Source organism: Sedimentitalea xiamensis (assembly GCF_030164465.1).
Taxonomy (GTDB): domain Bacteria; phylum Pseudomonadota; class Alphaproteobacteria; order Rhodobacterales; family Rhodobacteraceae; genus Sedimentitalea; species Sedimentitalea xiamensis.
In genome coordinates, this window is sequence record NZ_JASNJE010000005.1 from 98,171 (window position 1) to 113,717 (window position 15,547).

Annotated in this window: 13 protein-coding genes; 8 read left to right on the forward strand and 5 right to left on the reverse strand. The window is 61.5% G+C overall.

What is annotated here, in order from left to right:
• The first annotated feature begins 13 nt into the window (after positions 1-13).
• Positions 14-703 (forward strand): phosphate regulon transcriptional regulator PhoB, encoded by a 690-nt coding sequence (gene phoB, locus QO034_RS05930; RefSeq protein ID WP_284484720.1) that lies wholly within the window; start codon positions 14-16, stop codon positions 701-703.
• 120 nt (positions 704-823) lie between these two features.
• Here the strand turns inward: phoB and QO034_RS05935 are convergent, their stop codons facing one another.
• A complete protein-coding gene (locus tag QO034_RS05935) occupies positions 824-1,735 on the reverse strand; it encodes a LysR family transcriptional regulator (protein WP_284484586.1) in 912 nt (303 codons plus the stop codon).
• A 98-nt stretch (positions 1,736-1,833) separates the two neighbouring features.
• On the opposite strand from QO034_RS05935, the gene QO034_RS05940 reads away from it, so the two are divergent.
• From QO034_RS05940 to QO034_RS05970, 7 genes are all read left to right on the forward strand, one after another.
• Positions 1,834-3,060 carry an acyl-CoA dehydrogenase gene (locus QO034_RS05940; protein ID WP_284484587.1) on the forward strand — a complete coding sequence of 409 codons (1,227 nt, stop codon included), beginning with the start codon at positions 1,834-1,836 and terminating at the stop codon, positions 3,058-3,060.
• A gap of 193 nt (positions 3,061-3,253) precedes the next feature.
• Positions 3,254-3,595, forward strand: coding sequence for a beta-lactamase hydrolase domain-containing protein (locus QO034_RS05945; protein WP_284484588.1), 342 nt, complete (start codon positions 3,254-3,256; stop codon positions 3,593-3,595).
• A 32-nt stretch (positions 3,596-3,627) separates the two neighbouring features.
• Positions 3,628-5,364, forward strand: a complete 1,737-nt coding sequence (locus QO034_RS05950) for a SulP family inorganic anion transporter (RefSeq protein WP_284484589.1) — start codon at positions 3,628-3,630, stop codon at positions 5,362-5,364.
• Positions 5,365-5,629: 265 nt separating this feature from the next.
• The gene (locus tag QO034_RS05955) at positions 5,630-7,363 is read left to right on the forward strand and encodes a class I adenylate-forming enzyme family protein (RefSeq protein ID WP_284484590.1); all 1,734 of its coding nucleotides are present in this window, start codon (positions 5,630-5,632) and stop codon (positions 7,361-7,363) included.
• Between the two features lie 183 nt (positions 7,364-7,546).
• Positions 7,547-8,830, forward strand: coding sequence for an acyl-CoA dehydrogenase family protein (locus QO034_RS05960; protein WP_284484721.1), 1,284 nt, complete (start codon positions 7,547-7,549; stop codon positions 8,828-8,830).
• Between the two features lie 2 nt (positions 8,831-8,832).
• Positions 8,833-9,606, forward strand: coding sequence for an SDR family NAD(P)-dependent oxidoreductase (locus QO034_RS05965; RefSeq protein WP_284484591.1), 774 nt, complete (start codon positions 8,833-8,835; stop codon positions 9,604-9,606).
• A gap of 10 nt (positions 9,607-9,616) precedes the next feature.
• Complete coding sequence (locus QO034_RS05970; protein ID WP_284484592.1) at positions 9,617-10,387, forward strand: SDR family oxidoreductase; 771 nt, start codon at positions 9,617-9,619, stop codon at positions 10,385-10,387.
• Positions 10,388-10,441: 54 nt separating this feature from the next.
• On the opposite strand, the gene QO034_RS05975 is transcribed toward QO034_RS05970, so the two are convergent.
• The 4 genes from QO034_RS05975 to QO034_RS05990 are packed head-to-tail and all read right to left on the reverse strand — an operon-like array spanning position 10,442 to position 15,546.
• Positions 10,442-11,467, reverse strand: coding sequence for an amidohydrolase family protein (locus QO034_RS05975; protein WP_284484593.1), 1,026 nt, complete (start codon positions 11,465-11,467; stop codon positions 10,442-10,444).
• Complete coding sequence (locus tag QO034_RS05980; protein WP_284484594.1) at positions 11,464-12,336, reverse strand: acyl-CoA thioesterase; 873 nt, start codon at positions 12,334-12,336, stop codon at positions 11,464-11,466. Before QO034_RS05980 ends, QO034_RS05975 begins: the two co-directional genes overlap by 4 nt.
• Complete coding sequence (locus QO034_RS05985) at positions 12,329-14,311, reverse strand: acetoacetate--CoA ligase (RefSeq protein WP_284484595.1); 1,983 nt, start codon at positions 14,309-14,311, stop codon at positions 12,329-12,331. The genes QO034_RS05980 and QO034_RS05985 overlap by 8 nt, the downstream gene beginning before the upstream one ends.
• Complete coding sequence (locus tag QO034_RS05990; RefSeq protein WP_407696731.1) at positions 14,308-15,546, reverse strand: serine hydrolase domain-containing protein; 1,239 nt, start codon at positions 15,544-15,546, stop codon at positions 14,308-14,310. The genes QO034_RS05985 and QO034_RS05990 overlap by 4 nt, the downstream gene beginning before the upstream one ends.
• Position 15,547: the final 1 nt, after the last annotated feature.

Below are 15,547 nucleotides of genomic sequence, written 5' to 3' on the forward strand. Positions count from 1 at the left end.
GAGAATGACCAGCATGACCGCCGATCAGCCTACGGTTCTCATTGTCGAAGACGAACCTTCGCAACGGGAAGTGTTGAGTTACAATCTGGAAGCGGAGGGCTTTCGCGTTTGCCAGGCCGAGAACGGCGAAGTCGCGATGCTGCTCGTGGACGAAGAAACGCCGGATGTCATCGTGCTGGACTGGATGATGCCCAAACTGAGCGGTATCGAAGTCTGCCGCCGGCTCAAGACACGTCCGGCCACGCGCGCCATTCCGGTCATCATGTTGTCCGCCCGGTCCGAGGAAGTCGACAAGGTGCGCGGCCTGGAAACCGGCGCGGACGACTATGTCATCAAACCCTATTCGGTCGTCGAACTGATGGCGCGTGTGCGGGCGCAGCTGCGGCGTGCGCGCCCGTCCACCGTGGGTGTCCAGCTCGAATTTGAAGACATTGTCCTGGACAGCGAGACGCACAAGGTGACGCGCGCGGGACAAAGCGTCCGGCTCGGGCCGACAGAGTTCCGGCTCCTACGCAATTTGATGGAGAAACCGGGACGGGTCTGGAGCCGCGAACAGCTTCTGGATCGGGTCTGGGGGCGCGACATATATGTCGATACGCGTACGGTGGATGTGCATGTGGGACGTCTGCGCAAGGCCCTGATGCGCAACGGCGGCGACGACCCGGTGCGCACGGTTCGGGGATCGGGCTACGCTCTCGGCTGATCCGTGCGGCGGGGAGTTCGGGCAACTGAGGTATATGTTGCGGAACGATCGTTTCTGCCTGCGCCGGCTTCGCAGATCGGGTCTTGAGGTTTCTTCAAGCGGTTCCCAGCAAGAACAGGTTCAGCGGGGCAGGGGGTCTTCGGACTGCGCCTGCGTTGCCAGCCAGTCGCGAAAGAACTGCAAGGCGGAATCGCGCGTCTTTTCCTGCGGCCAGATCAGGTAGTAGGCGCCTTTCGCTTCCGTCGGCGCGTCCTGCAACGCGACCAGCCGGCCCAGGGCGATATCCTGCTCGACCAAGTAGTCGGGCATCAGGGCGACGCCAAGACCATGCAAGGCGGCTTGTGTGATGGTTGAAAACTGATCGTACATCGTGCCCGGCAACGAACCGGATTGCGGCAGGCCATTTGCATTGAACCAGTCTTGCCACGCGCGCGGACGGGTCTGGATATGCAAAAGGGGCATGGACAGAACGTCGTCAGGTTCAACCCGATCCTTGCCGCGCAGCAAGGCGGGCGCGCACACCGGCAGCAGGTTTTCGTGGCGCAGGAAAAGGCTTTCGGTTCCCGGCCAGTTCGTATCGCCGAAATGAAGTGCAGCGTCAAAGGGTTCCGAGGCAAAGCTGAACGGGTGCAGTCGCGTCGACATGTTTACGGTCACGTTCGGATGCAGGCGCGCGAATTCCGGCAAGCGCGGCACCAGCCAGCGCATTCCGAAGGTCGGCAGAATGGCAAGATTGAGGGTTCCGCCCAACGGGGCCACCTGGACGCGCAACGACGCCTGGGCGATCTGGTTGAGCGCCTGACGGATGTCCGCCGCGTATTTCTGCGCCGCCGGGCTGAGGATCAGACGGTTGCGTTCCCGGTGGATCAACCCGGTTCCGATCTGTTGTTCAAGTGTTTGCAGCTGACGGCTGATGGCGCTTTGGGTCAGGTCCAGTTCGGCGGCGACCGCGGACGCGCTGCCGAGCCGGTCCAGGGCTTCGAGCGCGCGCAGGGACGCGATGGACGGAAGGAGGCGGCGCGGCGCGATCATGTATGATATTTGCTCATATATTCATGTGAAAGTCTCGCTGTTTTTGGCAGGGCATCCGTCGTAAAGTCCCGTAAACCCACCCTGGTCAGGAGTTCGTCATGAATGTCGCCGCCAAACCCGCCCTGAAAGCCAAAGACTCCCCTGATCTCGGGTCATTCGACTGGGCAGATCCCTTTCGGCTCGAGGATCAGTTGTCTGAAGACGAACGCATGATTGCCGCCAGCGCACGGGCCTATGCGCAGGAAAAACTGCAACCGCGCGTGACTGCGGCCTATGCCTCCGAAGATACCGATCCGTCGATTTTCCGGGAAATGGGAGAGATGGGTCTGCTGGGCGTGACCGTTCCCGAAGAATACGGCGGGCTTGGGTCGGGTTATGTCAGCTATGGGCTTGTGGCCCGCGAAGTGGAACGCGTGGACAGCGGATACAGGTCGATGATGTCGGTCCAGAGTTCCCTTGTCATGTATCCGATCTATGCATACGGCAGCGCGGAGCAGCGCCGGAAGTATCTGCCGAAACTCGCCAGCGGTGAATTCATCGGTTGCTTCGGCCTGACGGAGCCCGATGCGGGCAGCGACCCCGCCGGGATGAAAACCCGCGCGACAAAGACCGCCAATGGCTATCGACTGAACGGATCCAAGATGTGGATCTCGAACGCGCCGATCGCCGACGTTTTCGTCGTCTGGGCCAAGTCCGAAGAACATGGCGGCAAGATCCGGGGATTTGTCCTCGAAAAGGGCATGAAAGGGCTGAGCGCGCCGAAGGTTCAGAACAAGATGAGCCTGCGCGCCAGCATCACCGGCGAGATCGTTCTGGACAATGTCGATGTCGGCGAAGACGCGCTGCTGCCGAATGTCCAGGGACTGAAGGGGCCGTTCGGCTGCCTGAACCGGGCGCGCTACGGCATCAGCTGGGGGGCGATGGGGGCTGCAGAAACCTGCTGGCACGCGGCGCGGCAATACGGTCTGGACCGCCATCAGTTCAACCGCCCGCTGGCCCAGACGCAGTTGTTTCAAAGGAAGCTGGCCGACATGCAGACGGAAATCGCGCTCGGTCTGCAAGCCAGCCTTCGGGTCGGCCGGCTGATGGACGACGCCAATGCCGCGCCGGAAATGATCTCGATCGTCAAGCGCAACAATTGCGGCAAGGCGCTCGATATCGCCCGCATGGCCAGAGACATGCATGGCGGCAACGGTATCAGCCTGGAATTTCAAGTCATAAGGCACATGATGAACCTGGAAACGGTCAATACCTACGAGGGAACGCATGACGTGCATGCGCTCATCCTCGGGCGGGCGCAAACCGGGCTTCAGGCGTTCTTCTGATCCGTTTCGACCCGACGCTGCCAAGGCATCCGCCACCGCGGTTGCCTTTCGTGGCCGGTATTCGGTCGGGAAAAGATGACAAGACAGGCATTCGCGGACAATCGTTCCGTTCCGCCGCCACAACGGTCTTCACATCCACGGCACAAGTCATATATAAAATTTCATATATGAAGATCGATATGGAGATCAGGCCGTGGACCTTTCGAAATTAACGCAAGACATATCCGTCACGGGGCAGTTGACTCCAAAAGACATGGCCCTGGTCAAGTCCCTGGGGTTCGCAAGCGTCATCTGCAACCGGCCGGACGGTGAATCCGCCGATCAGCCCCTTTTTGAGTCCATTTCTTCAGCGGGTGCCTTGTTGGACCTGGAAACGCATTATCTCCCGATTTCTTCGGGATCGCAGGTTCCGGAGCAGGTCCACGCGCTCAAGGAATTGTGGCCTGAATTACCAAAACCCGTTCTCTTTTACTGCCGGTCCGGCGCTCGCAGCGCGGCGCTTGTCGACGCGGCATTGACCACTGGCCTGGTCTGACTTTTCGAAAACCGGAACGAGGAAAAATCGCGATGCCATGGCGAAGCTTTCTGCCGATCCTGGACTGGGGCAGGGCCTACGACCGCTCCCAATTGTCAGGGGACATGACGGCCGCGGTGATCGTGACGATCATGCTGATTCCGCAGTCTCTCGCCTATGCCTTGCTGGCGGGATTGCCGGCTGAAACCGGGCTTTATGCATCGATCCTGCCGCTGGTCGCCTACGCCCTGTTTGGAACCAGCCGCGTTCTGGCGGTCGGCCCGGTGGCGGTCGTGTCGCTGATGACGGCGTCGGCGCTGGCGCCGCTGGGGCTGGATACCCTGACGGATTACGTGGCGGCGGCTGCGGTGCTCGCCCTGTTGTCCGGTCTCATCCTGTTGCTCATGGGGGCGCTGCGGCTGGGAATAGTGGCGAATTTTCTGAGCCACCCGGTGATCGCCGGTTTCATCACCGCGTCGGGCCTGCTCATCGCGGTGAGCCAGGTGAAGCATATTCTGGGCGTTTCCGCGCAGGGGCACAGCCTTCCGGAACTGCTTCGGTCGCTGTGGCAGGCGCTACCGGCCGCCAATATCCCGACGACCCTGATCGGAATCACGGTTCTTGGTTTCCTCCTGTGGGTTCGCAAGGGCATGGCGCGCGCATTGGTGGCTCTGGGCGTAGGTCCCGGCCTTGCAGGGACATTGGTGCGGGCAGGGCCGGTTCTGGCCGTCATCGGAACGACTCTCGCCACTTGGGGGTTGGCCTTGCCAGGGGCAGGGGTGGCGGTCGTGGGAGAGGTGCCGATGGGCTTCCCGCCGCTGGGCATGCCGGATCTCGACATGGCGCTCATCACCGCCTTGCTGGGACCGGCCGTCCTGATTTCCATCATCGGCTACGTGGAAAGTGTGTCTGTCGCGCAAACTCTTGCAGCAAAGCAGAAACAGCGCATCGAGCCGAACCAGGAACTGATCGCTCTTGGCGTTTCCAACATCTCATCGGGATTGTCAGGCGGCTACCCGGTGACGGGCGGATTTGCCCGGTCCGTGGTCAATTTCGACGCCGGGGCGCGCACGCCGGCGGCAGGCGCCTTCACGGCGATCGGGCTTTTGATCGCCGCCATGTTCCTGACGCCGCTGCTGTATTTTCTGCCGATCGCAACCCTGGCGGCCACGATCATCGTGGCGGTCCTGTCGCTGGTCGATCTGTCCATTTTACAGCGGAGCTGGTCTTATTCCAAAGCCGATTTCGCTGCCGTTCTGGGCACAATCGGACTGACCCTGGTCGCGGGCGTTGAGATCGGCGTTGCCAGCGGAGTGGCGATCTCCCTGGTTCTGTTCGTCTGGAAAACCTCTCGGCCACATGTCGCCGAAGTCGGCCGCGTCCCCGGAAGCCAGCATTTCCGCAACATTCACCGCCATGACGTCATCACCGATCCGCGGGTGCTGACTCTACGGATCGACGAGAGCCTCTATTTTGCGAATGCCCGCCGGATGGAGGACGTCATTCTCGCGCGCGTTCACGGCGATCCGAACCTGAAGCACGTGATCCTGATGTTCTCTGCGGTGAACGAAGTCGACCTCAGCGCGCTCGAGTCGCTGGAAGCGATCAACCGCCGGCTTGGGGATATGGGGCTAACGCTGCACTTGTCGGAAGTCAAAGGGCCGGTGATGGACCGGCTGCTTTGCAGTCACTTTCTGGAGGAACTGACCGGACAGGTGTTTCTGTCACAATACGAAGCATTTGATCGGCTGGCCGAGGAAGACACAACCCGGACGTCCGCAGCGTCGTAGCCTGATACGTGCGGATACCCAGAGCATATGTCGTGGAATCGCATAATCGGTATTATGTAAAATGATACCCATTGGAGTACCGGTTTTCGGATCGAGACAGTATCGCATTGCGAAACATAGTTCCGACAAGCGGTATTGGCACTCCTGAAATTCCAGTCTAACATTTCGCGGAGGAAGAGTCGCGGCAAGCCTCGGACCAACCGGGTTCGGTGCAATCGCGGATCAAGGGAGGTATTGGAATGCGCATTCTGCGCCAGATACGGGCATGGTCGATATGGTGACGGCCGTGCCCCCGATGACGCCCGAAGCCGCCGTTCAACACGTGACTACAACGAACCCTTTGTTCGAACTGACAACCGCGACCATTCGCGGAACGCAATTCAGGGTCTTCAAGAACATTCCACCGCATGCGCGCGCCCTGCTGCACGCCAGCCGTGCGGCCCAGGCTGACGGCGCCGCCGATTACCTGGTGTTTCAGGACGACAGATGGACCTTCGATGAATTCACCAATGAAGTGCACCGCATGGCGCATGTTCTGGAACGCGACTTCGCTGTCACCAAAGGCATTCCTGTCGCAATCGCGATGCGCAACTATCCGGAACTGCTGATCCTTGTCTTGGCGATTGCATCAATCGGAGCCGTCACGGTGTTCGTGAATGCATGGTGGACGACCGAAGAGCTCGATTATGCGCTGCGGGACAGCGACGCAAGACTGGTCTTTGCGGACAAGGACCGAGTGGAACGGATCCAACCTTTGGTCGCGGATCTCGGGCTGACGCTCGTCGGCGTTCGGGATGGCGAAGGATTGGCGGGGAAATCCTATTCCGACCTTCTCGCCGCTTGCGCCGACACGACGGCTCCCGATGTCGAAATCGACACCGATGACGATTTCGCCGTGATGTATTCGTCGGGAACCACCGGTCATCCCAAAGGGGTCGTGCAAACCCATCGCGGCGCGATGAATGCCGTATTCACATGGTTGATGCAGGCCGTGATGGCGCCCCTGGTCAATCCGCCGGAGGACGACGCGCCCCCGGCCCCGCGCCCGTCCGTGCTGATCGTGACGCCGTTGTTCCATGTGACCGCAACGCATCCGATGTTTCTTCTGAGCATGCCCGCCGGTGCCAAGCTGGCCCTGATGTACAAATGGGATGCGACTGAGGCCGTGCGGATCGTGGAAAAGGAAAAAATCACCCGGTTTCTTGGAGTTCCGACACAATCCGCTGAACTGTTGCAGGCATCTGAGGCGTTGGGTTTCTCGTTGGAGACGCTGGATTATATCGGATCCGGCGGCGCCAAGAGACCGGCGGCACAAGTTGAGGATCTCGCACGGAAATTTCCCAATGCCGACATTGCGACCGGCTGGGGAATGACCGAAACCAACGCTGTCGGGATCGGCATGGCGGGGCCTGACTACGTCGCGCGCCCCGGCAGTGCCGGGCGTCTGCATCCCCCGGTGCAGGATCTAAAGTTTCTGGATGAGAATGGCCACGAAGTCCCGACCGGCGAGATCGGCGAAATCACTGTAAAAAGCCCCTGCAACATGCGGTGCTATTTGAATAAACCCGAAGCAACGGCCGAGGTCCTGCGGGATGGTTGGCTGCGGACCGGCGACATGGGATTCATCGATTCCGACGGCTATGTGACCATTTCGGATCGCAAGAAGAACATCATCATTCGCGGTGGCGAAAACATTTCCTGCCTTGACGTGGAAGGCGCCTTGCATCGCCATCCTGCGGTCGCCGAGGCCTGCGCCTTTTCGCTTCCACATGATCGCCTGGGTGAAACGGTCGGGGCCTGCGTTCAAACGCGCCCGGGGCAGTCGACATCGCAGGAGGAACTGAACGCGTTTCTCGCGGATCACATTGCGCGGTTCAAGATTCCCGAACGCATCTGGATCCAGGCGTCTCCCCTGCCCCGCGGCGCGACGGACAAGACCGATCGACGTGCGCTGCGCGCACAGTGCCTTGAATCCATCGCTGAGACGGGCGCGGTATGATCGCACCGGCACGGTTTTCAGGCTTGGCCCCCCCCGGACCGGCGGAGCCCGAGGGAAAACAGGCGCGAGGCCGGAGCGCGGACAAGCGACACCCCGGAAAACTCCATAACATCAACTTAGACAGACAAGCCATTGCAAAGGCGGAAGGAAGATCATATGTCCATCGCAAATCACCCCCCGGAAATGAACAATCTGACGATGTCCGATGGCGCTCGGCCGCTTCTGGACGCGGTCATCAAGCATATCGCCGAGAATGTCGATCCGATCACTGAAGAGTTCTACCGCCTGGGCGAAGGCCGCGCCGACCGCTGGTCCTATGCGCCGGGCCAACTTGAACTTCTGGAAACCGCGAAGAAAAAAGCGCGGGCCAATGGACTCTGGAACTTTTTCCTGCCGAACGCGGAAACTGGCGAAGGTCTGTCCAACCTCGATTACGCCTATATCGCCGCCGAGCTTGGCAAGAATCCCCTAGCCTCCGAAACGCTCAACTGTTCTGCGCCGGACACGGGTAACATGGAAGTTCTGGAACGGGTCGGCACCCCGGAACAGAAAGAAAAATGGCTGAAACCTCTGCTTGCCGGCGAAATCCGGTCCGCCTATGCGATGACGGAACCCAACGTCGCCAGTTCCGATGCCAAGAACATCTCGACCAGCGCTGTGCTGGATGGTGACGAATGGGTCATCAACGGCGAAAAATTCTATATCTCCGGCGCCGGCGACCCCCGTTGCAAGATTATGATTACAATGGTGAAAACCTCTCCAGAGGCGGAAACCTTCAAGCAGCAGTCGCAGATACTGGTGCCGATCGATACCCCCGGCGTCACCATCGTGGGGCCGATGCATGTCTTCGGCCATGACGACGCCCCCCACGGCCACATGCACATCAAGTTCGAAAACGTCCGGGTGCCAAAGGAAAACATCCTGATGGGCGAAGGCCGCGGGTTCGAGATCAGCCAGTTGCGGCTGGGGCCCGGCCGCATCCATCACTGCATGCGTTCCATCGGCGCTGCGGACCGGGCACTGGACATGATGCTGGACCGGGCGATCAACCGTCAGGCGTTCGGCAAGCGCATCGTCGATCTCGGCAAGAACATGGAAACCATTTCCCGCGCCCGTATCGACATCGAGGCGATGCGGATGATGGTGCTGAAAGCCGCGCGGGCAATGGATGTGCTGGGCAACAAGGAGGCGCGGATCTGGGTCTCCGCCGTCAAGGCGATGGTGCCGGAACGGGTGTGTCAGATCATCGATCAATCCATGCAGGTGCATGGTGCCGCGGGGATCTCGCAGTGGTTCCCGCTCGCTGAAATGTATACCGGTCAGCGGACCTTGCGGTTTGCGGACGGTCCGGACGAAGTGCATCACCATGTCGTCGCCCGCGCCGAAGTGCAGAGTTTCCAAAACTCCAATGACCGCCGGTCGTCCCATGGCGGCGTCGCGCGCGGCAAGATGTTCGAGGGGCCGTAAACATGGACAAGCTGTTTGATCTGACAGGCAGGGTCGCGGTTCTGACCGGGGCCTCCAAGGGCATGGGGCTGCACATGGCCAAGGCCCTGGCCGCCCATGGCGCGACGGTCGTGATATCCGCACGGAAGCAGGATCAGCTCGATGTCGCGGCCGCGGAAATCAACGCCGCGACCGGGGCGGAACGGGCGATTCCGGTGGCCTGCAATGTCGGTTACAAGGACCAGTTGCAGGCTTTGGTGGAGACGGCGCGCGACCGGGCCGGCCCGATCGACATCGTCGTCGGAAATGCCGGCGTGAATCCTTACTATGGACCGACATCGGAGATCCCGGACGACGCCTATGAAAAAACCATGGCGGCGAACGTGCAATCCAACCTCTGGCTGGCGCGCATGGTCGTGCCGGACATGGTGGCCAAGGGAAACGGGTCGATGATGTTCACCAGTTCCATCGGCGCGTTCAAGCCGTCGGTCATGCTGGGCACTTACGGCATGTCCAAGCTGGCCCTGATCGGACTGGTGCGCAACCTGGCCGCCGAATTCGGCCCCGACGGCGTGCGGTTCAATGCGATCTGTCCGGGTCTCGTCAGGACCGATTTCGCACGGGAACTCTGGGACGACCCGAAGGTCGAAGACAGGATCAGGACCGAAATCCCGTTGCGACGGCTGGGTGAACCGGAGGATTTCGAAGGACTCGCGGTGTTCCTGGCCTCGGACGCAAGCCGCTACATGACCGGGCAGGCGTTGACCGTCTGCGGCGGTTCCAACATGTGGACCTGAGGAGACGGCAATGGAACTGAAGGACAAGATCATCGTCGTGACAGGGGCTGCGAGCGGTATCGGCCGGGCCATGGCGCTGCGTTTTGCGCAGGAAGGTACAAGGAAAATCGTTTGCGCCGATCTCAACCTGGCCGGGGCCGAAGACACGGCCCGTCAGATCGACGGGCTGGCCGTCTCCGTGAACGTAGGCACGGAAGAGGACATCAAGTCTCTGATCGAGCGGGTGGAAACGGAGATCGGCCCGATCGACCTGTTCTGTTCGAACGCCGGGATTTCGGTCGCCGGCGGCGTTGAGGTCGGCAACGACGACTGGCAGCGAATCTGGGACATCAACGTGATGTCCCATGTCTGGGCGGCCCGCCACCTGATCCCCAGGATGACAGCGCGGGGCGGTGGCTACCTGCTGAATACCGCCTCGGCGGCCGGGCTGCTGAACCAGGTGGGGTCGGCCCCCTATGGCGTGACGAAACACGCGGCCGTGGGTCTGGCGGAATGGCTGGCGATGACCCATGGGGACGACGGGATCAAGGTTTCGGTCCTGTGCCCGCAAGCCGTTCGGACCGAAATGACACGCGGACACGAAGACCATGTTGCCGCGATCGACGGAATGATGGAACCGGAACCGGTAGCCGAGGCGTGCGTGCAGACCATCAGGGACGAAACCTTTCTCGTCCTGCCACACCCCGAAGTCCTTGGCTACATGCGCAAGAAAACCGAAAATTACGACCGCTGGATCGGTGGGATGCGCAAGCTGAACCGGCGGTTCGGCGGTTTTGACTGAAGCGCCGCAAAGCGCCCTTTCGGCCCGGATACCGGGGCCGGACGGGCGCGGCGCTCAGATGCGGTAGGTCTGCCGCGCCGTTTCCGAAAACATCCGGGTCTGATCCTCGGGGCTGTATCTGGCGGCCATCTTCTTGAACGCGTTCCAGAGAACCGGGTAGCTGATCGACACCCGGTCCACCGGAAAGTTGCTTTCAAACATGCAGCGCGCCGGACCGAAACACTCGATCATGTGGTGATACCAGTCGCCCTGGCATTCAACCATTTCGTCCGACGACGGTGGCCGATCCCGCGAGTCCCAGTTCCATCCGTTGTCCGGCATCGACAACCCGCCGAGCTTGGCAACCACATTGGAACATCCGGACAGGCTTGCCATGTCGTCCCGCCATGTCCGAAAGATCTCGTCCCGTCTGCCCTTGAAACGGCCGACACCCAACGGCGTTCCGAAGTGATCCAGGACCAGTGTCGTTTCCGGCACCGCCCGCGCCAGCGCCAGGAAATCCTCGGCCTGATGGTGATAGTGCCAGGTGTCGTAGGTCAGCCCCCGTGCGCCCAGCATGGCCACGCCACGGCGAAACGCCGGGTCGGCGTAAAGCCCGGCGTCCCCGCGGCCCGGAATCATCAGCGCATCGGGATCGCTGTCGCGCGCGCCCGCGTGACGGATCCCGACCAGCCGCCCCTGCCCTGCCTCTTCGTGCGCATCGAGCGTTTCGCCGAGGTCGGCGCGCCGCAGGTCGGCGAAGGCGACGATGCCCGCAATCTGGGCGGATCCGGACGGAACCGTCGCGGCCATTTCCGCCACCCGCCGCGTTTCTCCCACCGGTTTCAGGTGTTCCGGCGCATCCTGATCGTAGTAGGACCGGCATTCGATATAGATGGTCTGCACCACGTTGTGCCCCGAACCGGTATCCTTCGCCAGCACGTCCAGTTCGTAGACCGCGTCGCCGTGCCGCCAGAGATGGTGGTGTGGATCGACGATTTCGCGGTCAGGGTCGATGATCTCTTCGCTCACCGATGCCAACCAGTCTTCGCGCAATTCTATGCCCGGTCGCCAGCGCGGATACCGTCCGGCGCCGCTCATACGGGATCCTTGCGAATGGGCCGCACCAGACCTTCCTGCGCGACGCTGGCCACCAGCGTTCCGTCCTCGCTGTAGATGGCCCCGCGATTGAAACCGCGCCCGCCGCCGGTAAACGGCGCATCCATCGTGTAAAGGTGCCAGTTCTCGAACCGGATCGGAGCATGAAACCACATGGCATGATCCAGGCTCGCGCTCATCACTTCCCTCTTGAACCATGTCAGCCCATGCGGGCGCAGGGAAGAACCGAGCAGGTTCATATCGGATGCATAGGCCAACAGGATATGCTGCAACTGCGGGCTGGCGCCGGTGGCATCGGGCATGCGGAACCAGAGATGATTGACGTCGTCGGCCGGCTTCGGGTCTAGAAGATCCCTCGGATCGACCTCGCGGATTTCGATCGGGCGCGGGCGCAGGAAATCCGACCGGTGGGATTCGGGTATCTTGTCCGCGTACAAATCCCTCTGTTCCGCACGGCTCATCAGCCCCGCCGGGCCGTCGACCTTCGGCATCGGATGCTGATAGTCCCATCCCTCTTCTTTCACATGGAACGAGGCCGACAGGTTGAGAATCTGTTTGCCGTGCTGAATGGCGACCACGCGGCGGGTCGTGAAACTGCCGCCGTCGCGGGCACGATCCACGCTGTAGATGACGGGGATATTCGGATCGCCGGGCCGGATGAAATAGGCGTGAAGCGAATGGCAAAGCCGGTCGGGAACCGTCTTGTAGGCCGCCGCAAGTGCCTGCGCGATGACATGTCCTCCGAAAATCCGGGTGGTCGTTTCGCCGCCCGAACCGGTCCCGCGAAACAGATCCACTTCGAGCTGCTCGATGTCCAGCAAGTCGAGCAATTCCTTTGCGACGTCATTCATCTGGCAAACTTTCCGATTGTTCGGAGCGGGTATCCGCGTAGCGGATCAAGTCGTCAAGGCTTTCCGGATTCGCCATCGAATCCCGGTTGACGATCCGTGCGGGATCTCCGCCCAGAAGCAGTTTCTTGACCGGGACCTCCAGTTTTTTTCCGGACAATGTGCGTGGCACCTGTGCAATCGCGATGATCTCGTTGGGCACGAAACGCGCGGAGACGCTTTGACGGATCGCCTCGGCGATCCTATGGCGCAGGGCGTCGTCCAGCGAATGACCCTCGGCCAGAACCACGAACAGGGGCATGAAGCTTTCCCGCCCAAGGAATTCCAGATCCACGACCAGAGAATCCTGGATTTCCGGCAGGCTTTCCACCGCTTGGTAGATTTCCGCGCTGCCCATGCGCAGCCCCTTGCGGTTGATCGTGGCGTCGGAGCGCCCGTAAATTACCGCTCCGCCTTCGGGCGTGATTTCGATCCAGTCGCCGTGCCGCCAGATGCCGGGGTAGGTGTCGAAATAGCTGTCGTGAAGCCGGCTGCCGTCGGTGTCGCCCCAGAAGAACAGCGGCATCGATGGCAGAGGTTCCGTGCACACCAGTTCGCCGACCTTGCCGACCAGTTCATTTCCAAGGTCGTCAAAGGCGCGCACCGCGTTCCCCAGGAACCGGCACTGCATTTCGCCGGCCCGGACCGGCAGCATCGGGTTTCCCCCGACAAAAGCGCCGCAGAAATCGGTTCCTCCCGAGAACGGCGCCAGCCAGACATCGGATTTGACGGCATCGTAGACCCAGTCATACCCATCCGACGTGAGCGGCGATCCCGTCGCCCCGATAGACCGCAAGGCCGTCAGATCGACCGCGTCGCGCGGGCGGATCCCGGCCTTCAGGCAGGCCGAGAAAAAAGCCGCTCCGGCGCCGAAGAAGGTGATCCGGTGTTTCGCAACGAAGCGCCAGATCTCCATCATGTCCGGATGGTTCGCGGCTCCGTCAAACATCGCGACCGTCGCCCCCTGCCCCAGCGCGGCCAGTTGCGCGTTCCACATGATCCAGCCGGAAGACGTGATCCAGCAGAACCTGTCGTCGCTGGACAGATCCTGATGCAGCGACTGTTTAGCGCCTTCGACGAGGACGCCGCCATGCCCGTGCACGATCGGCTTCGGATTGCCGGTGGTGCCCGACGAATAGACGATCCAGAGCGGATGATCGAAGGGAACCTGGGCGAAATCCAGGGCCGCGTCGCCCTTGATCAGCTCCGACCAGCGGATGCTGCCCGCGGGCGGATCTCCGGCAACAGGCACCGCCACATAATGGTCAAGAGACGGCAGCCCGGCCACGATCGTGTCCAATACGGCGCGGCGGTCGATCATCTTGCCCGCATGCACATAGCCATCCTGCGCGATCAGCACCTTGGGTTCGATCTGACGGAACCGGTCCAGAATCGCCACATGCCCCATGTCTGGCGCGCAGAGCGACCAGATCGCCCCGATGCTCAGCGTGGCGAGACAGGCGATCAGCGCCGTATCGGTATTCGGCAGAACAGCCACCACACGGTCGCCCTGACCGACGCCGAGACGTCTGAGCTGTGCCGCCGCATTGGCCACCCGGTCCGACAACTCGGCCCATGTCAGCTCCGTCGATCCGAATGTTTCCGACTGGACGATGATGGCCGTGCGGTCCGGGGTCGCCTCGGCCTGGCGCAACATCTGCTGGGCGAAATTCAGACGGGCGCCAGGAAACCAGGTGGCGCCCGGCATGGTCCTGTTCTTCAGGACGCATTCACGGGGCGCACTGGCCTTCAGATCGAAGAAGTCCCAGATCGCGGACCAGAATCCTTCCAGGTCCGAAATGCTCCATCGCCAGAGGGCATTGTAATCTTCGAATTCGAGACCGCGTTCGGATTTCAGCCAGCGCCGGAAAGCCGCCAGCCTTGTGGCGTCGGCCCGCTCACGGGTCGGGTTCCAGAGGATGGGTCTGCCGTCGGTCATTCGGCGATTGCTCCGTGAACCAGGGTCTTGAGTTCGGCGCGGCTCGGGTAGGAACTGGACGGCGACAGTTGGGTGAAAAAGACGACGGACATATCCAGAACGGGGTCGATCCAGAAGAAGGTCGATGCCATGCCGCCCCAACTGAAATCCCCGACATTGCCGAGCGTTCCCGCGCGCGCAGGATCAAGAACCACCGACCCGCCGAGCCCGAAACCGACGCCGTTCATCGGTTGTTCGGCAAAGCTTTGCGGCCCCATGGAGGCGATATCTCCCGGCAGATGGTTCATGCGCATGAAATCCACCATCTTCCGGCTCAGGACGCGACCATTCGGAGAACTGCCGCCACGGCGCAGCATTTCGGCGAAGGACAGGTAATCGTCGATCGTGCCGACCAACCCGCCACCGCCGGAAAAAAGCGTCGCGTTCTCGAACGGGGACGCGCCCGCGCTGTCAGTCAATCTCAGCGTCTCGCCGCCACCGTCTCTTGATGCGTTCAACGCCATCGCGTTGCCTGCCAGCGGCGTGTAGAGCGATGCGAACCTGTCTCCGGTGCCTTCGGGCACGGAGAACGCGGTTTCGGTCATGCCCAGGGGATCGAATATGTGCTCCTTGAAGAACTGATCGAGCGTCTGCCCTGAGACCACTTCGACCACCCGGCCAAGGATGTCTATGGCCACGGAATATTCCCAGCGGGAGCCGGGAACGAAGGCCAGCGGCAACTCCGCGACCTGATCCGCCATACCGGCGAGAAGGCCTTGCTTCGGGCCGAAGATGATCTTCCGTTCGTCCATTGCGCGGGACAGCAGGCCGGGATTGAACGGGTAGCTCAGCCCGCTGGTGTGCGTCAGCAGGTGATGAAGCGTCGGGGTAGCGCAGGGTTCGACCTGATCCATGCGCTCTGCTCCGGGGACCAGGGCGGTCATGGACTTGAAGGCAGGCAGGAAGTCCGACACCGGCGCGTCCAGATGGAACAGTCCCAGTTCGGCCAGCATCATCACCGCAACCGAAGTCACCGGTTTGGTCATCGAATAGATCCGGGCGACGGTATCGCGTTCGAACGCAAGGCCGGTTTCGACATTCCGCAGACCGGTGGCGTTGAAATAGACTTCTTCGCCGCCGCGCGCGATGACGACCGACGATCCGGGATATTTGCGATCCTCGACATACCGGTTCATCCAGGCTCCGATCCGGTCAAGCCGGTCCGGGTCAAATCCGTGATCCTGCGGGCGGGCCATT